The sequence below is a fragment of the Oceanobacillus senegalensis genome, assembly GCF_900176885.1.
Taxonomy (GTDB): Bacteria; Bacillota; Bacilli; order Bacillales; family Amphibacillaceae; genus Oceanobacillus; species Oceanobacillus senegalensis.
This window is the reverse complement of record NZ_LT839648.1, coordinates 75753-97138: the sequence shown is the minus strand read 5'-3', so window position 1 is coordinate 97138 and position 21386 is coordinate 75753. Positions and strand designations below refer to the sequence as shown.

At 34.6% G+C, this 21386-nt stretch carries 29 protein-coding genes and 5 pseudogenes; 3 read left to right on the top strand and 31 right to left on the bottom strand.

The window, feature by feature from the left end; all coding sequences use genetic code 11:
* Window positions 1–72 precede the first annotated feature (72 nt).
* Window positions 73–496: pseudogene (locus CAO17_RS22000) on the bottom strand (SMI1/KNR4 family protein).
* A 143-nt stretch (window positions 497–639) separates the two neighbouring features.
* Here CAO17_RS22000 and CAO17_RS22055 point away from each other — a divergent pair.
* The 3 genes and pseudogenes from CAO17_RS22055 to CAO17_RS21545 form a co-directional block, all read left to right on the top strand.
* Window positions 640–768 (top strand): annotated as a pseudogene (locus CAO17_RS22055) (IS3 family transposase); the annotation flags it as partial.
* Between the two features lie 28 nt (window positions 769–796).
* On the top strand, window positions 797–922 hold the full coding sequence (locus tag CAO17_RS22050) for an IS3 family transposase (RefSeq protein WP_179151846.1): 126 nt from the start codon (window positions 797–799) through the stop codon (window positions 920–922).
* 631 nt (window positions 923–1553) lie between these two features.
* A pseudogene (locus CAO17_RS21545) lies at window positions 1554–2415 on the top strand (IS3 family transposase); the annotation flags it as partial.
* 262 nt (window positions 2416–2677) lie between these two features.
* Here CAO17_RS21545 and CAO17_RS21540 read toward each other — a convergent pair.
* The 30 genes and pseudogenes from CAO17_RS21540 to CAO17_RS00435 all read right to left on the bottom strand — a co-directional run bounded on the left by CAO17_RS21540 (window position 2678) and on the right by CAO17_RS00435 (window position 21028).
* The gene (locus CAO17_RS21540) at window positions 2678–2791 is read right to left on the bottom strand and encodes a putative holin-like toxin (protein WP_245831717.1); all 114 of its coding nucleotides are present in this window, start codon (window positions 2789–2791) and stop codon (window positions 2678–2680) included.
* Window positions 2792–3171: 380 nt separating this feature from the next.
* The gene (locus CAO17_RS00555; RefSeq protein WP_085990930.1) at window positions 3172–3606 is read right to left on the bottom strand and encodes an SMI1/KNR4 family protein; all 435 of its coding nucleotides are present in this window, start codon (window positions 3604–3606) and stop codon (window positions 3172–3174) included.
* 79 nt (window positions 3607–3685) lie between these two features.
* On the bottom strand, window positions 3686–4126 hold the full coding sequence (locus CAO17_RS00550; RefSeq protein WP_085990929.1) for an SMI1/KNR4 family protein: 441 nt from the start codon (window positions 4124–4126) through the stop codon (window positions 3686–3688).
* Window positions 4127–4628: 502 nt separating this feature from the next.
* Window positions 4629–5102: a DUF600 domain-containing protein gene (locus CAO17_RS00545; protein WP_085990928.1), complete on the bottom strand. Its 474-nt coding sequence runs from the start codon at window positions 5100–5102 to the stop codon at window positions 4629–4631.
* A gap of 98 nt (window positions 5103–5200) precedes the next feature.
* Entirely contained in the window at window positions 5201–5440 is a 240-nt protein-coding gene (locus tag CAO17_RS00540; RefSeq protein WP_085990927.1) for a hypothetical protein, read from the bottom strand.
* A 184-nt stretch (window positions 5441–5624) separates the two neighbouring features.
* Window positions 5625–6062, bottom strand: a complete 438-nt coding sequence (locus CAO17_RS00535; protein WP_085990926.1) for an SMI1/KNR4 family protein — start codon at window positions 6060–6062, stop codon at window positions 5625–5627.
* Between the two features lie 183 nt (window positions 6063–6245).
* Window positions 6246–6815, bottom strand: coding sequence for an SMI1/KNR4 family protein (locus CAO17_RS00530; protein WP_085990925.1), 570 nt, complete (start codon window positions 6813–6815; stop codon window positions 6246–6248).
* A 42-nt stretch (window positions 6816–6857) separates the two neighbouring features.
* Window positions 6858–7049: pseudogene (locus CAO17_RS00525) on the bottom strand (SMI1/KNR4 family protein); the annotation flags it as partial.
* A gap of 31 nt (window positions 7050–7080) precedes the next feature.
* The gene (locus tag CAO17_RS00520; protein ID WP_085990924.1) at window positions 7081–7623 is read right to left on the bottom strand and encodes a T6SS immunity protein Tdi1 domain-containing protein; all 543 of its coding nucleotides are present in this window, start codon (window positions 7621–7623) and stop codon (window positions 7081–7083) included.
* A 164-nt stretch (window positions 7624–7787) separates the two neighbouring features.
* The gene (locus CAO17_RS00515) at window positions 7788–8204 is read right to left on the bottom strand and encodes a hypothetical protein (protein WP_085990923.1); all 417 of its coding nucleotides are present in this window, start codon (window positions 8202–8204) and stop codon (window positions 7788–7790) included.
* A gap of 395 nt (window positions 8205–8599) precedes the next feature.
* The gene (locus tag CAO17_RS00510) at window positions 8600–9154 is read right to left on the bottom strand and encodes an SUKH-4 family immunity protein (protein WP_085990922.1); all 555 of its coding nucleotides are present in this window, start codon (window positions 9152–9154) and stop codon (window positions 8600–8602) included.
* 192 nt (window positions 9155–9346) lie between these two features.
* Window positions 9347–9475, bottom strand: a complete 129-nt coding sequence (locus tag CAO17_RS22045; RefSeq protein ID WP_179151845.1) for a hypothetical protein — start codon at window positions 9473–9475, stop codon at window positions 9347–9349.
* Complete coding sequence (locus CAO17_RS00505; protein WP_085990921.1) at window positions 9476–9724, bottom strand: hypothetical protein; 249 nt, start codon at window positions 9722–9724, stop codon at window positions 9476–9478.
* A 95-nt stretch (window positions 9725–9819) separates the two neighbouring features.
* Window positions 9820–9915: pseudogene (locus CAO17_RS20630) on the bottom strand (ankyrin repeat domain-containing protein); the annotation flags it as partial.
* A gap of 376 nt (window positions 9916–10291) precedes the next feature.
* A complete protein-coding gene (locus CAO17_RS00500; RefSeq protein ID WP_085994339.1) occupies window positions 10292–10756 on the bottom strand; it encodes a hypothetical protein in 465 nt (154 codons plus the stop codon).
* Between the two features lie 667 nt (window positions 10757–11423).
* The gene (locus CAO17_RS20890; RefSeq protein WP_179151844.1) at window positions 11424–11570 is read right to left on the bottom strand and encodes a hypothetical protein; all 147 of its coding nucleotides are present in this window, start codon (window positions 11568–11570) and stop codon (window positions 11424–11426) included.
* 227 nt (window positions 11571–11797) lie between these two features.
* The gene (locus CAO17_RS00495) at window positions 11798–12280 is read right to left on the bottom strand and encodes a hypothetical protein (RefSeq protein WP_085990920.1); all 483 of its coding nucleotides are present in this window, start codon (window positions 12278–12280) and stop codon (window positions 11798–11800) included.
* Between the two features lie 3 nt (window positions 12281–12283).
* Entirely contained in the window at window positions 12284–12496 is a 213-nt protein-coding gene (locus CAO17_RS00490) for a hypothetical protein (protein ID WP_085990919.1), read from the bottom strand.
* 602 nt (window positions 12497–13098) lie between these two features.
* The gene (locus tag CAO17_RS21255; protein ID WP_218775512.1) at window positions 13099–13275 is read right to left on the bottom strand and encodes a hypothetical protein; all 177 of its coding nucleotides are present in this window, start codon (window positions 13273–13275) and stop codon (window positions 13099–13101) included.
* 350 nt (window positions 13276–13625) lie between these two features.
* A complete protein-coding gene (locus tag CAO17_RS00480) occupies window positions 13626–13916 on the bottom strand; it encodes a hypothetical protein (protein WP_245831716.1) in 291 nt (96 codons plus the stop codon).
* A 208-nt stretch (window positions 13917–14124) separates the two neighbouring features.
* Window positions 14125–14430 (bottom strand): hypothetical protein, encoded by a 306-nt coding sequence (locus CAO17_RS21535; RefSeq protein WP_245831715.1) that lies wholly within the window; start codon window positions 14428–14430, stop codon window positions 14125–14127.
* 112 nt (window positions 14431–14542) lie between these two features.
* The gene (locus tag CAO17_RS20885; protein WP_218775511.1) at window positions 14543–14734 is read right to left on the bottom strand and encodes a hypothetical protein; all 192 of its coding nucleotides are present in this window, start codon (window positions 14732–14734) and stop codon (window positions 14543–14545) included.
* 341 nt (window positions 14735–15075) lie between these two features.
* On the bottom strand, window positions 15076–15618 hold the full coding sequence (locus tag CAO17_RS00470) for a hypothetical protein (protein WP_085990917.1): 543 nt from the start codon (window positions 15616–15618) through the stop codon (window positions 15076–15078).
* Window positions 15590–15811 (bottom strand): hypothetical protein, encoded by a 222-nt coding sequence (locus tag CAO17_RS00465; RefSeq protein ID WP_085990916.1) that lies wholly within the window; start codon window positions 15809–15811, stop codon window positions 15590–15592. The genes CAO17_RS00470 and CAO17_RS00465 overlap by 29 nt, the downstream gene beginning before the upstream one ends.
* Window positions 15808–16404, bottom strand: a complete 597-nt coding sequence (locus CAO17_RS00460) for a hypothetical protein (protein ID WP_085990915.1) — start codon at window positions 16402–16404, stop codon at window positions 15808–15810. The genes CAO17_RS00465 and CAO17_RS00460 overlap by 4 nt, the downstream gene beginning before the upstream one ends.
* Before the next feature lie 192 nt (window positions 16405–16596).
* Window positions 16597–16980: an immunity 22 family protein gene (locus tag CAO17_RS00455; RefSeq protein ID WP_085990914.1), complete on the bottom strand. Its 384-nt coding sequence runs from the start codon at window positions 16978–16980 to the stop codon at window positions 16597–16599.
* Between the two features lie 5 nt (window positions 16981–16985).
* The gene (locus CAO17_RS21530; protein WP_245831714.1) at window positions 16986–17822 is read right to left on the bottom strand and encodes a hypothetical protein; all 837 of its coding nucleotides are present in this window, start codon (window positions 17820–17822) and stop codon (window positions 16986–16988) included.
* Window positions 17823–18021: 199 nt separating this feature from the next.
* A complete protein-coding gene (locus CAO17_RS00445; protein ID WP_085990913.1) occupies window positions 18022–18492 on the bottom strand; it encodes an SMI1/KNR4 family protein in 471 nt (156 codons plus the stop codon).
* Window positions 18493–18654: 162 nt separating this feature from the next.
* The gene (locus CAO17_RS00440) at window positions 18655–19200 is read right to left on the bottom strand and encodes an SUKH-4 family immunity protein (RefSeq protein ID WP_085990912.1); all 546 of its coding nucleotides are present in this window, start codon (window positions 19198–19200) and stop codon (window positions 18655–18657) included.
* A gap of 4 nt (window positions 19201–19204) precedes the next feature.
* Complete coding sequence (locus tag CAO17_RS00435; protein WP_281252955.1) at window positions 19205–21028, bottom strand: T7SS effector LXG polymorphic toxin; 1824 nt, start codon at window positions 21026–21028, stop codon at window positions 19205–19207.
* Window positions 21029–21386: the final 358 nt, after the last annotated feature.

Genomic DNA, 21386 nt, shown 5'->3' with positions numbered 1-21386 from the left:
TATCAATAAACATTTGGAAGGACGAAAGAACAAGCACTTAAGTATCTATGAATATCTTTTATTGAACAATAATTAACAATTAAAATATGCCTTCAAAAAATCAAAAAACGATGACCAAGTTTCTTGTAACTCTCCTTTTAAAAGCAATTCATCTCCACCCTCAAAATGAACGATATAAACTTTATCTGTTACCCAGCACTAATACAGCATTTGCTGACATTTCACTTAAAACAAGATATTACTTCGGGAAACCATGTTCTTTTCTAGAAATGAGTGTGCATGATTCAATATTATTTTCTTCATCTGCTATATCTAGTAATTCATAGGGTACATGTTCTTCCCAAAAAGGTCCTGCATATTGGATATAAAATTCTTGGAAAGTATCTGATGCGTTTACTCCTAGCCTTATTAAAGCCTCCTGTACTAGATTGCTATCTTCACGTTTATATATTTCTTCTCCCAGAACTTCATCTAGTCTCTCAGGTAAAATACTCATATTATTTTCCTCCTAAAGCTTCTTCTCCTCGTATTTTTTTTGAAATGCCGCTCTATGTAAAGTATCAAACCGAAACTCCTTGATGGTCAACCTTCACAAGCTCTCGATTCTCAAACAAAACATGGGTAATATTGAACCAAAATATATTACACTCCGATCAAGGTGTACATTTCACTCATCCAGACTTTCAGAAAAAAGTTAAAGAATTACAATTAACACAATCCATGTCACGAAAAAGAAATTGTTGGGATAACGCACCAATGGAGTCATTTTAAAGATGAAGTAGAGTACAAAGATTGTGTGAATTTTAATGAATTACAGCAAGTTGTTGATTCGTATATCGAAGAATACAATTTTCGACGTTATCAATGGGGCTTAAACGAAATGACCCCGGTTCAATACCAGAGTCATTTACTAGCTGCATAAGTCCCATTTTTATAATGCCCATTTTAAGGGTAGGGGTTCACTAACCTCATGTCCTGCTTAATGCGATTGGGGCCTGATACACTAGCCTTCAATTATTACTTTTACCTAGAAGTTTGGAATAATCTTATGTATAATGGATATAGATAAAGAGAGAAGCGTTACTACACTTCTCCCTACAGCCTCTACCGTCAGGGTGGTGGTTGTCAAATTACTCGATAGTTTTTCGCGAACCACCCTTCTGATTGCGACGGCGCAGGGTGGTTTTCTAGCTTTCTAAAAAGTTTTTGCGAAAGAAATAAGCGCTTATCTCACGCATGATTCCTTTCAAAACTACACGAAGAAATTCAAGAAACGTTTCCATAATTATCACCTCCTTTCCAAAAAGGAAAGAAGAGTGACAACCAACCACCCTCACGATTTATTCAGTTGCTACTTCATTTTACCATATGGTTAAATCCTTATTTTCTACTAGTTTTCGACAAATAATGACAAAGATTGAATGACAGTCGCCTTATTTATGAAAAATAGAAGCTACTAGAATCAATCCGATTAACTAGCATATTTTCATGGACACAATTTAGTTAAGTTTTTCGGGAAATTGACAACACTAATAATGAAAGGTTGTGTCCATATGGGAAACAAAAATAATAGCAAAAAATACAATGAAGACTTTAAAAAGATGATAGTTAATCTTTATAACTCTGGTAGCTCAGCTAGAGATTTAAGCAACGAATATGGTGTTTCTGAAGTTACTATTTATGCTTGGGTTAAGAGATTTTCTCCAATTAACACGGAGGATGGGTCAACTGTAACTGCTGACGAAATTGCTAAAATGAAAAAGCAAATGCTCCGTCTTCAGGAGGAAAATGAAATCTTAAAAAAGGCTATGGCCATATTCGCGAAAAAGTAAGTCTTACTGAGCTAACTGCTGTTATAGAAAAGAATACAGATCACCACTCTATCCAAATGCTTTGTAATGTTTTAGATATTCCAAGGAGTACGTATTACGATACATTAAATAAAACAGAATCGAATCGTGAACGGGAAAATAAAGAGTTATTCCAACAAATTAAACGGATTCATGCAGAAAGTAAACAGCGTTACGGTGCACCTAAAATCCATAAAGTTCTTGAAAAAGAAGGTTACCGAGTTAGTATAAAGCGTGTTCAACGCTTGATGAAACAGGAAAATATTCGATCTAAAGAAAAAGTAATTGAACGAGAAAACCTATTAAAAAGAGACTTTTCGACAACTACTGTTAATGAAAAGTGGGTTGGTGACATTACTTATATCAATACGTTAAAAGATGGTTGGTGCTATCTGGCATCCGTTATGGATTTACACACGAAAAAAATAGTTGGATATTCTTTCTCACGTTTTATAACAACAGATTTGATTTCAAAGGCTTTAAAAAATGCTTTTGACCGCAACAGCCAAAGGGGGGATTAATCTTCCATTCGGATTTAGGTTCCCGGTACACGAGTGATGATTTTGCGAAAGATATTAAGTCTTCCCCTATCATCCTCCCATACCGTCCCTTCTTGACCCTGAACTAAAATGGACACTTTAATATTGGAAAAACTGGCATAAGTTATGTATAATAATTAATAAAAGTAATTATAATAAAAATAAAGGTCAAGTGCTGCGAACACCTGACCTAAGCAACATACATGCCGCAAGAAAAGCGGCTGACCAATTAAATTTATGTTTGTCAAAAGAAGTAATTACCCTACTCTGGCCAAGAGCGGAGGGAGATTACTTCTTTTTTCTATTGGTGACAAGAGCGATAATTGCCACTACAGTTGTTAATCCTGATAGTAGGAAAATTCCGAATTGAAAGAGCATATATATTGCATCGTATGTCACCATATTTAACACCCCCTTCCTTTAGGGAGTGCCAACCGCCCATCCGCTTTATGTAGTTGTCATTAATATATTATCAATTTTCACTCAGTAAATCTATTAAAATATTTTAGAAAATTAACTCTATATATGATAATTGAGTTAAAGTTTTTTTAGCATTCATCCATGCTATTTTCTTTAGTATTTTTTCATTTTCATATGACATTACAATGACCTCTTTATCTATTGTAATAAATGTGATGAGAATGCTGCAACGTAAACTATATTTTCTCTTGTACGTTCTTCAGCTTGACAACATCTCTCCATAACCATATTCCTTTTCGATTTATCTATACTTTGCAACGAATCTACTCCTTAAAAGTAATCAGCCTTAGTTTAGCTATATTTTATTCTATATCAATATAATAGTTGTCGTCGTCCATTACTTTCCTTAAGAATTCTTCTAAAGAATCAGCTATTTTTATCTCGTCATAATAAATAGAATTATTTTTTTCCTCACTCAGATCAATTAGTAACAATGCACTCTCATTTGCTTCAAAAAATATTAATTTATCCTCTTCAAGTTCTTCATATACCTCTATATCGGGATAAAATTCAAAATCATTACCTTTTAATCTGGCATCTCTTATAGAAGTAGGTCCCATAATCCGATTGACGTTATATTCAGACCTCCTAAGAAAACCATAACCAACTTCTATAAGGAATTCCCTTAAATCATAAGGAAATTTTAATCCTAAGGTTGATTCAACTTTCTCTATTTCTTTTTCACTTACAGGGAAAAACTGATTACCAACTTGATTTTTAATAAAATCAAATCTCATAAATTACTTTCCTCCTTTAAATAATAAATTTGAAAAAACCTTGAAAGGCGTAATCATTCAAGGTATGTTTTATCAATATTTAATCAGCTAGTAACTCCAAGTAATATTTATCATTTTTCTCTACCTTCCTTAAAAATTCTTCAAGAGAAGTGGCAATTTGAATATCATAATAGTAAACTGGACTTCTATTATTTTCATTTAATTCGATTGACATGAAGGCTGATTCACTGCCTTCAAAAAATATTAGTTTGTTATTCTCAAATTCATCATAGATTTCTATGTCGGGATAAAACTCAAAATCATTAACTCTTAATCGAAAATCTCTTACTGAATATGGGTCCATAATACGATTAATATTAAACGCTGAACCTTTCATAAATCCGTAGCCAACCTCCATATAAAAATGAACTAACTCCTTAGGAAGTGTTAAATCAAGTTCCATTTCAACCTCTTTTATTTCGTTTTCAGTCACTGGATAAAAACTATTACCTTGGTTTATGTTTATAGAATGATAACTCATTAATCTTTATCTCCTCGCAATGGTTCATACTTCTTCTCGTATAGATGATTTAAGAATTCATCCATACCGTTTACTAAAAAGTACATGTTACTCATATCGTTAGGGTCTTCCGGTTCTTGTTCATGATCCCAAAAATAAATCTTGTCGTAATAAGGTTCCTTTGTCCCTAAGGAATATCTAAATCTCCTAATTCTTTATCTAATATTCCATCTAATAAATGAGCAATCTCATCTCTTGTCACTTACTATTCCTCCTTTTTAAATCCCTTCTCCTGGTAGTATATACTCTTTTCCTCTTTCTTTATAATGCTCTTTAATTTCCTCTTGGTTCTTTGAGAAAGAATTAACTGAGATGATTTATCATGACGTTTTTTCCACCCCTATTCGCAAACATCCTACTAATCTCGGAAAATAAAAAAGTCTTGCAGAAATTTCTCTACAAAACTTTTTAAAGTTACTTCGATACCTATGGACAAGGAACCTGACCCTACGACATTTCCGATTCAGTAATTTCCGTTTTTTACTTCATCAAGCCATAAATTAAAGATATCATCTGGTAAAAGCTCTTCGTCATTTGAATAAACTAAATCATATCTATATTTTCCTTTTAAACTATTTTTCTTCACATTATAATGTAACTTTATCTCTGTAGGCATTTCTTTCTCATATTCTTTACATTTTTCATGTATCTTTTCTAAATTTTCAAGTCCAATATCTAAAACAGCTTCTTGCCTTTGTTCAGAGGTGTCATAAATCAATTCTTTCTTACCAATCTTGCTTCTGCTAGTTACTGCATCATTTAAGTTATGCTTAAAAACAAATTGATTATTTATCTTAAAAAATACGTCAAAAACATACATTTCTGGCTCATAGGAACAGTAAATGTAAATATCCTCTACTTCATTTTCAACATATTCTAAACAAATAGCGACCATGTCTGCTTGTAATTCTGAAAAGTAATCTTCAAATTCCTTCATGTAATCCCCCCTTGTCCTTAACCCCACACCATTATCTACCTTCTTAGCAACCACCCCATCCGCATCTACCTTAAGTATATCATCCACTTTCCTAAGCTTTAAAATACCTTCCCAACCGGAATTATCGAAACTGCGGCGATGCCTTTATCAACAAGAGAAGCATCTAAACTGGTAAGTGTATTTACATCGTCTAAAAGCATAAAGTCGGCTACTTCTTTGGCTCCGCTGGCTACGGTTGAACCTACATCCTTCACGCCATCCCATGCTTTTTCTAGGAAGCTCTTCTCCTCTGGCTGAAACCGATACTCTGGAATCTCACTTACAAATCCGTAACTCACAATGCCATCTACACCCGTAAACTCTCTAGCCTTCCTACCATCGAGTAACGTAAAATACTTTTAGTCATTTTCTTTTTCTCCAACTCAAATATCACTGTTTAATATAAGGCAAGGTAAAAAACCTTGAAAGGCAGTTCATACCCAATCAAGGTCAATTGATTTTTACTTCTTCTACCAATTAAGCCTAATCCTCAATTAAATCTATATAATATTCATTATTATCGAGAAACTTTCTAAAAAAATCCTCTAACGATTCAGCTATTTGAATATCGAAATAATATATTGGATTATTAACTAATTGTAAATCTAATGAAATATAAACACCTTCGTTTACTTCAAAAAAAATAAGTTTATCTTCATCATCAAAAAGTTCTTCTATATCTGGGTCAGATTCAAAAATACCTTCTCTTAATCTAATATCTGCTACAGCCCCTGGTCCCAATATTCTATTTATTGCATTAGCACTTTGACCTTTAATAAAACCATAACCAACTTCTGAATATAGCTGTTTTAAATCATTTGGAAAACTGATGTCCATTCTTTGTTCAGCTTTTAAAATATCATCTTCAGGTACCTTATAAGTTTTATTTTCTAGTTCATTAATAAAATCAAAATCAGCCATATGCTATTTTACCTCCTTGGAAATAGTTTACCTGATGGATACATTACAGAGGGCTTATATGGGTTATCTCTTACTTGTAGGTAAAATGCAGTTTATTCGGCACTAGGCAGCTCCGCCAAAAAGAAACCTTGAGAGGCATAAGCCGACCAAGGTTTCTGGATATGATACTTAAGCAACTTATCATCATTTCATTTTTTTTGATGCATTAGTTAGAAATGCATTTAACTTATCACTCATATTTAAATTAACATTTTCTAGATTATTTCCTTCGACATTTATTCTTTTAAAGTTCATAATAAAGCTTTTGAAAGAGTCAGATACTAAATATAAATTCTCTCCATCCATTTCGTGAAACCAAATATAAATTTTATTTTGTGTGTCATCTTTTATTCCAATGCAAACTAAATCTCCTCCTGGTAAATCTGCAATAGGAATTAAATCAGCTGGTAATAAATCTTTATAAAAGTTTATCTTGTCCTCCATATTATTTTCATCGTTATATAATCCATAAAATGAGTCTACTCCAAATGGTGTAAGCTTAATTTTATTTGATAAACCTTCTGGAGGAATAAAGTGATAATCTTCCTTGATATAATCATTACCATAATGTTGCAGATAAAATGTATAATCTTGAGGTAACTTTATATTATATTTTCTTTCTAGATAATTTAAATGGTCTTCAGTCCATCTAATGTTAATCTCTTTTACATCGAAATCAATTATTGTTTCTAACCTTTTTTTAAATTGTTCCATTTTTTATACCCTCCTCATCAGGCAATCAAGCGCTTTAATTCCTTAGTCATGTAACTTATCAAGAAATTCCGTAAATGTTGCTGCAACGTAAAATATATTTTCTCTTGCACGTTCTTCAACCTGTTCTTTCGTTAACCCTTCAAAGCATATTAAGTTTCCAGACGGATCAAAGGCAAATGGAATTATCTTTTTTGGAAGTGTATCCTTCTAATCATTGAAGACTTCTATCAAATCAGTGGGAGAATTGATCCATTAAATAGGAACATTACTGAATTGGTCCCATAAATTCAGTAATAATAAGAATATGTTCCTTCAATTTTACTTTCTTGAGGTTCTCAACCTTTTCTGTTCCACCTAAACCTAATAGTGGGGTATAGCCGAAACACTCATCATAATCCAACTCACCGTATTGTTTAAGGGCTTCAGGATAAGGTTGCCAAGACAAATCTTCATCTTTAAATTCCAAATCATTAATATTTTGAAAGAAAAATTCAAATGTAAACATAATTGTCTTTACCACACCATACCTGTAATTTAGTAATCTAACATATCCATCTGACCAAATAACTAGGTCACCCATACCTGTAGCAAACAACACAACGGAATCCTTGTATCTTTGGCTACTCTCCCCCAAAATCTCTTTAAATTCCTCTGGATTTACACTTTTAAAATACCCTTGCATAAAAGTACCAAATCCATAATTACTCCATAAATCTATAATTTCATTTGGTACCAGTTTCGTATATTTTTCAATAATTTCACTCGGAACTTTATTATGCAATTTAAAATCCTTTAGATATTTTTCCATTTAAACTCCTCCCGCTAATGTGTTAATTTTACATTCAGATAAGTATTCTTTGGTTGTTCTGGTGTCATACTTTTGCGATTCCTTGATTTTTATCAAAAATATCAATCCTATACCGCTATTGACTACCTATTGATGAATTTATTCTCTTATCTCCAGACCGCCTATTACTTGTCAAACATATTTGGATACTTTAGGTGTCTCCCACCTGGATGAGGTTGTTCCATATTCATGCTCACCCCATCATTTTTATGTACGTCTGCTTTTGTTTTGATGTATTTTGCAGACGGTATATGGTGAGGAGTTATATTGTCTCCACGTGTTCCTGCATCTATTAATTCTTCATATGTTCCTACTTTTCTTTCCCCTGGTAGTAGAGGGTTACTTTTACTCGCAACATCCTCTACCTTATCTACCCTCTTCGCCGCCACGCCATCCTTATCTACCTTGAGTATATCATCCACTTTCCTTAGCTTTAATACCTTCCCAACAGGAAAAATTGATGCTGCGGCGATGCCTTTATTAATGAGTGACGCGTCTACACTAGTTAGCGTATGTACATCGTCTAAAAGTTTTACTGTCATTTTCACTTCTGGTCCTAACTAAATAAGTGCAAGGTTATTAAAAACATAATCTTGCACTTCATTTTCTACTCTCCATTCTTGCAGCGCTTCTAAACATTTCACTTTAGCGCTTTAAGGCAGTGGGGTCTGTGAACCCGAAACCTAATAATAATTAAATAAAAAAAAGACACCTAAACAGAAAAAACTCTGAGCAGTGCCTCTTTGATCAACATGTCATTATATATTGGGAAGGGAGAAATTACCCTTATCCTCCTCTTAATTCATATTTACGTTAACTGAAACATGCTTTCCTTCTTCTATTGCTGTGACCCATCATTTATTCTCTAATTAGTATGTTTGGATGTATGCATGGTAAAATCAAAAATAAGAATAAATTTAACATTCAATCTTTGTGTTTATTCATAAAAGCTATCAAGTTCCTCTTTCCAAAAACTACCTTGTGAAGAAGATATGGCGTCAATTTGATAAAGAGAATGTTTAATCCAATCTAACAATTCCTTCGTTGCATTTTTTTGTAGGTAAGCTCTTCTTCCATTCGTTGCTTTTACCTTTTTTATAAAATCTACGTATACTAGTAAAGACTCTACAAAACTTGAAATGGAGGAATTAATGAATACATTATTATTTTCATTGTCATAATCAATATAAACAAGTTTAGAATTAGTTTCATCAATACACACTGGATTGCCACTACCATTATATCCGATATATATAAACTTTTTATACATTTCTCCTAATGTATTATTTTTTTCAGTTAGTCTAACTCCACCTCCGTCAGTTGAAGACTCAAAGGTTAAAAAAGGTGGGGCAGATTCTGGTAACCCTGCCTTAATTAAAAATTCCTTCGTTTCATCCGATAAGTTATAGGAATCAATACTAGATTCATCATAATGAACGAAACCATAAATGTCACTGTTCCATCTATCCAAAAACTCCTGTGGTGAAATCATATTTTTACCTCCACTTTATATTTTTACTCTAGTTATGGTTTTTTTTCAGATGACGTAAATACTTCCCCGATTTCAGTCAAAGGATCGTTATTCCTAATATTGTCTCTTTCTCAAAATTATGTATCCCACCAAATCCTCTATGAAGTGATTGTGGAACTGCTGCTTAACCTCGGCCGCCAATATGGTGATGAATTAGTTTATTATCCTTACAATTTTTATATTTGGAAAATGCTTAATAGATTCGTCATCAACTAATGGGACTAACCCATTCTCAATTCTTTCAACATTTGCTTCACTGAAAAATTCGGGATGCTTATCCAATCATTCATTAAAATGTTTCGAAGCATTTCTTTCCCATCCTTCTACATTAGTTCCACTTTTTTTCTTTCCCTTGTAGTTCATCTCAGAAACAAGTCTAGGATCGGCCCTGTATTCAATTGGTACTTTTTCAATATCTATATCACGGTAAGATCTAATATCATCTGAATTAACATTCACTTTATTTTCTACTAAATTATCTACCCTTTTCGCCGCCACGCCATCCTTATCTACCTTAAGTATATCATCCACTTTCCTGAGCTTTAATACCTTTCCAACAAGAATTATCGAATAGACAGGTACCTATCCCTACGTCCTTGGACGAGGAACCTGCCCACGTCCCTTTATTATTTTTCATCCATTTTTCGCTTTAAATATTCAGCAATTTCCGTTTGTCCTCTTTCTACGGCAAATGCATAGGCATCCATATCTTTCATGGTTTCATTGCACAAGGCAACTGCCCCTAAGTACTATTTCAAGTTATTCTATTCTCAATACGCCTTAATTTCATCTTCTTGATATTCAAGCTGTATCCTTCTTTCGCTTATACTTGTGTAGAGACTCGTATATACCCGACAACGTTCATCTCTGCCATGTAAGATGCCATCTTACCTAATTATCGTACTTTTCTTATTATCCCTATACAAAATAAAACTCCATGATGGCAATACCCTCATGGAGTTTTACTTTCAAACGTATCATTGTTGTGTTTGTCAAAATCAAATATTTTAATTGTATTTTAGTTCACTTGCTTTATGTGCCTATACATAACAACCTTTCGTATAACTAGTTTAGGCACTCGATAGCGCTCTATACTAGTTACCTTTCCTCTCTGCACAAATGAATGTAATGACCAAACTCAGGAAATACATCCCAGTTTCTTTCAAGGGTATCACTAGTCTCGCGCTCCTCGACTGAATCGGTTTTTAAATCTCTCTTTTCCATTGCTATATAGCCATCTTCTCGGAAGCCCAAAATCAAGCTGCTTACTTCCGTGTCAGTTTCATCATCATATTCCCAATACATGGCTGTTCTTAAAAAAATCTTACCATCACTCATAACTTCAAAATCATAATTTAAATACTTACGAATCAGGTCATCATAAAACCCCACCGAAACCCATTCATTTGTAACATTTACAATATACTTAGGTTTCTCACCTTCTAATAATATCGCCGTATATGGTTCATGTTTTTGATGGTGTGTGTATGCAGTACGGTCATCAAGAATGTTCCAAGGCTTCTTTTTGATGTCCGACCATTCGTCACAATAATAAACTTTCATAGTCAATTATACACCTTCCCCCTTAATATCCCTAATAATAATCCTGTTTTTTGTTGCCTCATCAAGAATTGTTTGCGGAATTTGTTTATTTTGAACTGGTACTTTTAATATTAATTCCCCTTTAAGTTGCCCTCCTTTGAGAGCGTTAGGTACCATTCAATAAATTCCTCTGGCGTTATCATTCTCTCACCTTCCTAAAAAGAAAACGATGTCTTATTAGTCCATCGTTCTCTTTACACTCTCTAGTTATTTTAATATTACTTGCTTCTCTGCATCCAAAAACTCCTCAATAAGTTCTGGGGTAATGTAATGTTTAATTCCTTTTCGATTTGTTCAATATAATAACTATCTACTCCAGGGTTTAGTGAATGTACATTTTCCGTATACTTATTTATTTCTTCAAAAAAAGGCTGCAAATCATTATTCTCACTTAATGTCTTTTTCAGTTCTCCAACAATTTATACTTCCACGGTACTTCATCACCAAAATCAATCTTAATACCTTTATTCATGGCGTAATAGCCATATATTGGGCTTCTCCACTTGTAACAATAACAGCAAATCAAGTATAATATAGACATAATCAACGTAGAATAAAAAGGACTGAGCGTTACCAGCGCCCAGTCAATGCAACCTCTACCGTCAGGGTGGTGGTTGTCTAAGTAAATTTATTTCTTTCGAGAACCACCCTTATGCTTCCTACGGCGCGGGGTGGTTTTCTTGTTATCTAATACGTTTTTTCGAAAGACGTGTGCAGCAACTTCACGCACAATACCCTTCCAAATTTCACGAATGATTTCAAGAAATGTTTCCATAATTATCACCCCCTTTCCTCAAACGGAAAGAAGAGCGACAACCAACCACCCTCACAATATTCAGTTGCGGCTTTATTTTATCATACACATACTATATTTATTACAATCTACTAACCTTCGACACATTACGACAGAACCATCAATAACACAGTTCCCTCTTTGTGCACTTTAGCACATTAATTTTGGGGATCTGACCCCAAAATCCTATATCAAATTTGGTCTATCTATTATTGTTCACTATACAAATTAATTAAATTAAATTTAAAATCTTCATACATTAAAAAGGCCTCTTTTAGTATCTTTTCTAATTCTTCATAACTTCGATACACTGGCTTTTTTATTCTTTCACTTGGATCAATTAATAATCTAGAGTAAACACTCCAAGGACTTCCTAATCTTACCTTATTATTATAATAAACCACCCAAATAAACTCAGTCATTCCATATTCTAAAATTATATTAAACCATATCGTATAATTAGGTGAATTATCTACAACTCCTACTTTGAAAAATTTCTCCTCGTTATCAAAGGCTGCATCATAACCTAACTTTGTAAATATTTCATTAACCTTTTCTATATCGTAATTTTCTAATCTATCATTTATATCATTAGGATTACCACTAAATTGTTTAGATAATTCTTTATACCTATTAACAAATTCAATTTTTTCTAAAACTGACTTTATTTCAGGTTTCATCTCAAAGCTCATTTTCTACTCCTCCATAAACCTTAATTCTATTCCAGAATCTTTTGCTATTTGTTTGTATCTTTCAATATCCGAAATATTTTTATTTGTCGCTGGAATTTCCAATATCAGTTTTCCTTCCAATGGCTTACCATCTAACTCAGGATAAGCATTAGAACGTATTTTGGTACCAACCGAATATTTCTTATTCATTTCCTTTAAATCTATAAGTTTTTTCATCGAGTTGTTACACTCAAGTGTTACTTCCTCAACCTCTACACCATTATTTTCTTTTATAAATTCTAAGTCTTTTCAATTTATTTAGTGACCCATACTTATTAACATCCCACCTATCAATAAATTCCTCTGGCGTTATCATTCTCTCACCTTCCTTAAAAGAAAACGATGGCTTATTAATCCATCGTTCTCTTTACACTCTCTAGTTATTTTAATATGAATTGCTTCTCAGCATCCAAAAACTCCTCAACAAGTTCTTTAATTGTATGTTTTGGATCAGATGGATAATAAAATGCATCCGATACTTTTCTAAAAAAGTCATACATATTTTGGGGCGTATGAAACATTGAAAAAATATTTTATTGGATGAACTCATTATTAACATTAGGATTATTCTTTAGATATTCAACAGCGGAATTTGTTCCTTCTAAGGAAGATATTAACTTAAACTGTCTACCAATAAACAACGTAGTCCAGTTACAATTAAATCCATTTTCTCTACTATTTCAATTTTATACAATATTCAATTTCCCCCACTGATTTATTTTTCCTGTAACTTTGCCACCAGGTATAAATGTTCTATGGGTTACTGGCGTTCCTAGGCTTTAAGGGCGAACGGTGTAATCCATGGTTCGCATTTCATATTTTTCCTGAAGATAATAAATCAGAACGTCAGATAACACAAATTGGGATAGAATATGTTTTTCAGCTGTCCCAAGTAGTACCTCTAGGGATAACGTGTTATTCCAGGCTTTACTCTTTAAGGTCCTGATGAAACTCATGCTCTCTTAAGCTGCGAACAGAATAATCTCCAATACTCAGGTCGCCACTTCGAAGCATTCTACTAATATCGGAAAATAAAAAAGTTTTGCAGAAATTTTCTACAAAACTTTTTAAATAGAAAGTTACTCTGACACCCATTGACAAGGTACCTGTCCATGCGTCCTTTATTACAAGAAAAGAGGAAAATGTGGGAAATGGATGTACAAACAAAAAGCCACACGGAATAAACTGTGTGACGTTTCATATACGTGGCCAAGGAATCCAAGGATGTTTCTTTTCATGAAGGGAGAACCATCCCTCTTGCCTATTCTCTATCACTCTAGCTTTGTGGGCAACCCCCGCTAATAAATTATCTCCACCTCCAGTTAATTTCCCCATCAGGATAAATTGCAGGTATGTATATAGACTTTTTCCTATTTTCATCATCAATAACAAACCAATTGCTATCATCTAACCATTCTTCACTATAATATACTTCGTCAAAATTATTTCCTTCGTCAACAATTGCAGCAAAAAAATCGTTAAATTTCTCCATATTTTTTGAAGGGGTAAACTCAGCATTTATCCACATTCCTTCAACATTAATATTTTGTATATCTCCTAAAAACTCATCTAAAAAGTATAATTTCAAAATGATCACTCCTTAGACAAAACTTTAATATATTGACTCGGAACTTTCCCTTTAATCAAATATTCATTATCTCTCTTTGTCCAACTCATTGCTCTTTTCTTCCAAAAGTCAGTAGAAACAACATCCCTTTCTATTAACTTTTTAACTTGTTTTGGAGAAAGTATAGCAACATCCTCTATCTTCCCAGACTGTATATCTTTCCTTAAAGCTGATATATCTAGTTCAATAACATTTTCTCCATAACGTCCAATAACATTTTTGTTAATCGTAAAACTAGTATAAGGACTATTTGATTTAGCCCCTCTTCTGTACCCCCTAGAATATGCTCTGTAACAGTCACTTGCCGCCCTTTATAGAAACCATGTTTATTAGATGGAACTAAATCACCTAAACTTAATATATAGGGTTTACCAACTCCATTTGGTCTGGTTGAAGAGTTAAGTAAACTATCACCTCTATATATATTATTTTTATTAATTACAGAAGCATTATCTTTCTTACTTGTAAAATAATCTACCTTCACTCCATCCGCATCTACCTTCAGTATATCATCGACTTTCCTTAGCTTTAATACCTTCCCAACCGGAATTATCGAAGCTGCGGCGATACCTCTATCAATGAGTGATGCGTCTGAACTAGTTAGCGTATTTTTTGTAATCTGTCACTTCGACACTGTTAACGACTTGCCCGCGGATTGTTGCAAACTCCCGAGCTGTTATCGAATCACCACTTGCCGCCGAAATGGCTTTAAGGGAGCGAACGGTGTAATTCACGGTTCGCATTTCATATTTTTCCTGAAGATAATGAATCAGAACGTCAGATGACACAAATTGGGATAGAATATACTTTCCAGCTGTCCCAAGTAGTATGTCTAGTGATAACGTGTTATTCCAGGCTTTACTCTACTGCATCCATAAGGTCCTGATGAAACTCGTGATTTCTTAAGCTGCGAACAGAATAATCCCCAATACTCAGGTCGCCACTTCGAAACATTCTACTAATCTCGGAAATAAAAAAAGTCTTGCAGAAATTCTCTACAAAACTTTTATAAATAGAAAGTTACCTCGACACCCATAGACGAGGAACCTGACCCCACGTCCCTTAAAAATAAAAACCTCGAAAGGCATTTAGCCAAACAAGGTTTAGTATTTTTGTAATTCATAATACTTTATTTCAATGCCTCTTCTAATGTTTTCTTTTCATGTTCTAACATTCTACTTACTATAATTCCACAAACCATTTTATTTTTATCTAAAGCAAATCCCAAATTATCATTTTGTACAATAGACACAGTATCACTTTTCGAAAACGAAATGAACACCTTATCCATTCCTATATAAACGTTCAATTCACCATTTTCGTCTATATACGTCTTATCATTATATTCTTCAACCTGAAAATTAGGTACACCTTTAATCAAAGTTATATTCTTCTTATCCAGGTTAAAACTTTCCATGTTGTGTACATTCTCACTTAAAGTTAGTGTAATAGAACGAATATTACCTGTATATTTCCCTAAGCCTATTTCTATTAAAGTTTTCTTGAAATCCCCAGTTCTCCAATATATCGTTGGCTCCTTTGATATATTCCAAGAACCGAATTCTATATTAATCGGTGTATACACATCATATTCAATATTTACAGATTGACTTTCTTTATATTCCGTTACTTTTTTAACATAATCATTTCTCCTTCTTAGCCGCCACTCCATCCACATCTACCTTAAGTATATCATCCACTTTCCTTAGCTTTAATACCTTCCCGAAAGGAAAAATCGATGCTGCGGCGATACCTTTATCAACAAGAGAAGCATCTGAACTGGTAAGCGTATTTACATCGTCTAAAAGTATAAAGTCTGCTACTTCTTTGGCTCCGCTGGCTACGGTTGAACCAACATCCTTCATACCGTCCCATGTTTTTTTATTTTTTTTAAGAAAATTTTCTCCTCTGGCTGAAACCGATCCTCTGGAATCTCACTTACAAACTCGTAACTCACATTGCCATCTGCATCGGTGAACTCTCTAGCCTTCCTACCATCGAGCAAGGTGAAATACTCACCTTGCCATTCATTTTTGTAATGTGTCACTTCGACACTGTTTACGATTTGCTTGCGGATTGTTGCAAACTCCCGAACTGTTATCGAATCACCACTTGCCGCCGAAATGACTTTAAGGGAGCGAACGGTGTAATTCACGGTTCGCATTTCATATTTTTCCTGAAGATAATGAATCAGAACGTGAAATGACACAAATTGGGATAGAATATACTTTCCAGCTGTCCCAAGTAGTACGTCTAGTGATAACGTGTTATTCCAGGCTTTACTCTTTACTGCATCCATAAGGTCCTGATGAAACTCGTGCTCTCTTAAGCTGCGAACAGAATAATCCCCAATACTCAGGTCGCCACTTCGAAACATTCTACTAATCTCGGAAAATAAAAATAGTTTTTCAGAAGTTTCACAAAACTGTAATAAACAGAAAGTTGCCCCGACACCCATGGACAGGGTACCTGTCCGTATTATTCCGTTCCTTAAAGTGCTAAATCAATACTTCATGATGGTACAACCTTCATGAAGTATGAATTTCCATTAAGTATCATCAATGTCATCCAAAGTTTAAATTTCTAACAAAAAACAAAAGCACCTGTTGCCTTTTTGACAATCAAGTGCCCTACTCTACACTGTAACAATTTAGTCTATATACTCTGCTGTACCTATAAAATCTAATTTGTATGCATTCTTATTTACTGAAGATACAGACTTTCCATCTATATCATAATTATAATTATAAATTAAAATAATGGTATTATATTTAGAGTTTAACTTAACATCGATAAACTGCTTTATTAACTGATCATCATATGAAAAATCCACTAAAAGCTCTTTTATATCATCTTCAGTATCCGGTATCCAATCCTTTTCAATTAAGTCTCTGTCATAATAACCCAATTTAAATTCTCTCTCAAAAACAGAAGGAGTACTATCTCCATCTTCATCATAAATTATTTCAGTGTATTTTTCGACCTCATCAAAATTGTTGAAGTTTCCTAACCACAAAGAAACATCATTTTTCAATGTATTTACCTCCTTAGACCTTCTGGTAAATTCAGAACTCCATTTTTCATTCTTTTACTATCCCATTCATTTAACTCTCTAACAAAGCTTTCATAATCAGGAGCAGAATCAATAATTTTCCAAATCTCATTATGTGCTTTTGTAGAGCCACGTCTCCCATGACGTCCGGGAGGATTTACAAATTCAACATCTTTAGTTAGGGTTCTCATTTCTTTTATATCATCCATGCTTACACCCCACTGCTTAAATTTGGGTGTTCTTGCTACGAGATGCCATTCATGATATCCTCCTGGACGTCTTATCCTATCTTCAATCTTACTTCTCAAATGTGGAACACTCCACATTTCCTCAAATTTATCAGTTGATAAATTATCAAACCACTTATTAAGTTCATTATTTCTAACTGAAGGAATCTGTATATCCTTATCCGTACCCTTACCTTCAACCTTACCAACCTTCTTCGCCTTTACTCCATCCGCATCTACCTTAAGTATATCATCTACTTTCCTTAGCTTTAATACCTTCCCAACCGGAATTATCGAAGCTGCGGCGATGCCTCTATCAATGAGTGATGCGTCTGAACTAGTTAGCGTATTTACATCGGCTAATAGCATGAAGTCGGCTACTTCTTTGGCTCCGCTGGCTACGGTTGAACCTACATCCTTCACGCCATCCCATGTTTTCTCTAAGAAGCTCTTCTCCTCTGGCTGAAACTGATCCTCAGGAATCTCACTTACAAACTCGTAACTCACAGTGCCATCTGCATCGGTGAACTCTCTAGCCTTCCTACCATCGAGCAAGGTGAAATACTTACCTTGCCATTCATTTTTGTAATCTGTCACCCTCGACACTGTTTACGATTTGCTTGCGGATTGTTTATTAAAACAGAATGCCTTGATGATACAACCTTTATGAGTTATGAATTTCATTAATGCATCATCTTTGTTGACCAAAATCTAAAACTTTAATAAAAACACCTGTTGCTCAAAAGGCAATCAGGTGCTTTCTTCCATATATTTTCAGCTTTTACTCTCTTTGTTCCTATTCAAGTATCTTTAAAAATTCTGTAAAGTTATCTGCCACATTATAAGTAACGGGCTCAAACTCACCGGATTCTTCATGCGACCATATACAAACAGATGGATTATTTTTATCTGTTCTAAAATCTAAGCATACAAAGTCTCCCGTAAATACACTAGCTATTGGCAATACCTCTGCCCCTAATAAGTCTTCATTATCGGTTAACCTTTCACCTATTTGTGAAAATACAACATCTATGTCATAAATTCCTTTTGGATGATTCTCAATATCATCTAATATACATAAAAACCTTTCTATCGCATAACCACGGTTGTTACACTCAAATGTTGCCTCCTCAACCTCTACACCATTATTTTCTTTTATAAATCCTAAGAAAGCTTCTGGTAATGAAAGTCTCCAAAACTTTTCGTGATTTTTTATTAATTCCTCTGAAGGCAATGGCCTTACTATAGTGTTCTGTATCAATTTCATTGTTTTACCCCTTTCTTTACACTATGCTATCTTGGTGTATCTACCCTCTACAAGTAGACACATACTTGTCATCAATAGAAAAAAACCTACGATTCAATACCCTTTATTCGTCACGTAGGTGTTCTTCATTCATTTTATTTTATTTTCAACACGTTTCAGAGATTATTCGAATAGATTTTCGTACTCAGTAGACCAAAAGAACCCAGCTTGCATACACTTACTATCAATTCTCTCTAGTTCCTCTTTTAACCAGTCTACTACTGATTTAGGTATATCGTTATCAATAAAGGCATCCTCCCCATTAACCTCTATTGCTTTATCAATCATGGATACATAAGCTAATATACACTCTGCAAACTGATTTATTGAAGAATTAACGAATATTTCTTTATAATTATCTCCATTATTAAGAAACACTATATTTTCTTCCTTCTCTGTTATACATATTGGATCACCAGAACCAGTTGAACCCAAAAACCAATACCTTTTAAAATGTTGTGGCATATCAAATACATTGGTAATAGGTCTAATTTGTGGCGAGGAAAATTCCAAATACGGCGGTGGTGTCTCTGGTAGACCTCCTATAGACAAAAAGCCTTTAACATCATCTGAAAATTCCGTTACCATTAAATCTTGTCTATTAAATTTATTTAGTGGGCCATACTTATTAACATCCCACCTATCAATAAATTCCTCTGGCGTTATCATTCTCTCACCTTCCTGAATCTTTTATAAAGGTATCTAATCTTCTTGCAATTTCATCATCTACTCCAGTAATACCCCAGTCCTTCTCCACATTATGGATTCCACCATATCCAGGATGCAGACTTTTTGGAAGGGCAACGGCTTGCCCACCTTCTCCAATATGATGATGCCGCATTGGTTCTTGTATATACTCCCTGTATTGAGGGAAGTGTTCTAAAAACTGATCATCAGCTTTGGGAACACGCCCCCTCTTTATCAGATCCGTATTTTCTACACTCCAAAACTCTGGATTACTTTTCAGGAGTGAATTAAAGAATTTTTTAGCATTTCTTTCCCAACCAGCAGCATTAGTTCCAGAACGATCCTTCCCTTTAAAATTCATTTCAACTACAAGCCGGGGATCAACTAAATATTCACTATTGTATGCCGTAAGGTCTCTTCCTCTGTATGCTCTAACTTTATCATATTTACCATCGTTACTCCATTTTTGGAATTTAGAAGTCTCATAATCATTTCCCGTACCCTCAACCTTATCTACCTTCTTCGCCTTTACTCCATCCGCATCTACCTTAAGTATATCATCCACTTTCCTTAGCTTTAATACCTTCCCAACCGGAATTATCGAAGCTGCGGCGATGCCTTTATCAACAAGAGAAGCATCTGAACTGGTAAGCGTATTTACATCGTCTAAAAGCATAAAGTCGGCTACTTCTTTGGCTCCGCTGGCTACGGTTGAACCAACATCCTTCACGCCATCCCATGTTTTTTCTAGGAAGCTCTTCTCCTCTGGCTGAAACCGGTCCTCTGGAATCTCACTTACAAACTCGTAACTGACAGTGCCATCTGCATCGGTAAACTCTCTAGCCTTCCTACCATCGAGCAAGGTGAAATACTTACCTTGCCATTCATTTTTGTAATCTGTCACTTCCACACTGTTAACGACTTGGCCGCGGATCGTCGCAAATTCCTGATGGGTAATCGAATCACCACTTGCCGCCGAAATGGCCTTAAGAGAGCGAACGGTGTAATCCATCGTTCGCATTTCATATTTTTCCTGAAGATAATGAATCAGAACGTCAGATGACACAAATTGGGATAGAATATGCATTCCAGCTGTCCCGAGTAGTACCTCTAGGGATAGCGTGTTATTCCAGGCTTTACTCTTTACTGCGTCAATTAATTCCTGATGAAACTGGTACCCTCTTAATCTGCGAACAGAATAATCGCCAATACTTAGGTCGCCACTTCGAAACATTCTACTAATCTCGGAAATGTAAGTATTCATTAGCTGTATATCGTTTTCCACGTTTCCAAGTTTAGCTGTGCTCGCTGCATCAAATGTATGTAATTTTTCTAATGTATCATAAGCGTTTTTTCTGGATTGATTGGCCTGCTGGAGAAATTCCTCATCTTGAATCGTTGGCAGGGCTACGATGTCATTCACAGATTGAATCGTGGTGTTTGTCTCGTCTGTTAGTCCCATTGTAACATTTTCTGCATGACGAATTCCTTCATCGACGTCGTTTTGTATGAAGTCCTGGCGAATTATCGCATTCCCATCCGGTTCCATGGATTGTAAGGAATCCTGGATTAGCTTCAGTGTTTCCTGGTAGTCTAGCATGAAACCTTCCATGAATAACAAAAGTGGCGCATGACATTCTTGATAAAAGGAACGAATGGCTTGTGCTCCCTGCCCTTTAAATGAGTCATTCAAGTTCACCAGGTTATCTACTGCGTGTTGGATCTGCTTGATTTGTGCGTTTAGTGTATCTAGTCCTTGTTTTATCTCGGATGCCCCTTGATTCAAGCTTTTGGCATCTAAAACCTTTATCGCTAATCCCCCCTCATTACCTAATTGGGCAACTTTTCTAATTATTTCACTGAAATTATTATAAAGTATGGAAAATAGTGGAACATGGGTTTTCTCAAAAATGAATCGATATTACTATTCGTTTAGAGGATTATGGATGGATAAGGTGACACTTTTTGCCTAGTTAGTTTACTGATTAATGTTCGGAGGGATGCAGTAGGCTGTTGAATGAGTAGAGGAAGAAATCTCACTGATAAACGTGTGCACTTTTAGCACATTAACGCACTGGGGAGTTGACCCATTGACCAGGGAGGTACCTATTAGAATTTAGATTTTTCCTAAGCAGAAATGTACATTATATCATTGACATTTAAACTCT

Coding starts and splice junctions, on each gene's coding strand:
- CAO17_RS00495 (WP_085990920.1), bottom strand. CDS start 12,280: ATGAGCTTTGAGATGAAACCTGAAATAAAGTCAGTTTTAGAAAAAATT.
- CAO17_RS00555 (WP_085990930.1), bottom strand. CDS start 3,606: ATGAGATTTGATTTTATTAAAAATCAAGTTGGTAATCAGTTTTTCCCT.
- CAO17_RS00500 (WP_085994339.1), bottom strand. CDS start 10,756: ATGAAAGTTTATTATTGTGACGAATGGTCGGACATCAAAAAGAAGCCT.
- CAO17_RS00445 (WP_085990913.1), bottom strand. CDS start 18,492: ATGAAATTGATACAGAACACTATAGTAAGGCCATTGCCTTCAGAGGAA.
- CAO17_RS20890 (WP_179151844.1), bottom strand. CDS start 11,570: ATGGAAACATTTCTTGAAATCATTCGTGAAATTTGGAAGGGTATTGTG.
- CAO17_RS00510 (WP_085990922.1), bottom strand. CDS start 9,154: ATGATTTCACCACAGGAGTTTTTGGATAGATGGAACAGTGACATTTAT.
- CAO17_RS21255 (WP_218775512.1), bottom strand. CDS start 13,275: ATGAGTTTCATCAGGACCTTAAAGAGTAAAGCCTGGAATAACACGTTA.
- CAO17_RS00550 (WP_085990929.1), bottom strand. CDS start 4,126: ATGAGTTATCATTCTATAAACATAAACCAAGGTAATAGTTTTTATCCA.
- CAO17_RS00460 (WP_085990915.1), bottom strand. CDS start 16,404: ATGGGTGTCGGGGCAACTTTCTGTTTATTACAGTTTTGTGAAACTTCT.
- CAO17_RS00465 (WP_085990916.1), bottom strand. CDS start 15,811: ATGAAGGATGTTGGTTCAACCGTAGCCAGCGGAGCCAAAGAAGTAGCA.
- CAO17_RS00530 (WP_085990925.1), bottom strand. CDS start 6,815: ATGGAACAATTTAAAAAAAGGTTAGAAACAATAATTGATTTCGATGTA.
- CAO17_RS00470 (WP_085990917.1), bottom strand. CDS start 15,618: ATGGAGTGGCGGCTAAGAAGGAGAAATGATTATGTTAAAAAAGTAACG.
- CAO17_RS00440 (WP_085990912.1), bottom strand. CDS start 19,200: ATGATAACGCCAGAGGAATTTATTGATAGGTGGGATGTTAATAAGTAT.
- CAO17_RS00520 (WP_085990924.1), bottom strand. CDS start 7,623: ATGGAAAAATATCTAAAGGATTTTAAATTGCATAATAAAGTTCCGAGT.
- CAO17_RS00545 (WP_085990928.1), bottom strand. CDS start 5,102: ATGAAGGAATTTGAAGATTACTTTTCAGAATTACAAGCAGACATGGTC.
- CAO17_RS00515 (WP_085990923.1), bottom strand. CDS start 8,204: ATGACAGTAAAACTTTTAGACGATGTACATACGCTAACTAGTGTAGAC.
- CAO17_RS00490 (WP_085990919.1), bottom strand. CDS start 12,496: ATGAAAAAACTTATAGATTTAAAGGAAATGAATAAGAAATATTCGGTT.
- CAO17_RS21540 (WP_245831717.1), bottom strand. CDS start 2,791: ATGGTGACATACGATGCAATATATATGCTCTTTCAATTCGGAATTTTC.
- CAO17_RS00535 (WP_085990926.1), bottom strand. CDS start 6,062: ATGGCTGATTTTGATTTTATTAATGAACTAGAAAATAAAACTTATAAG.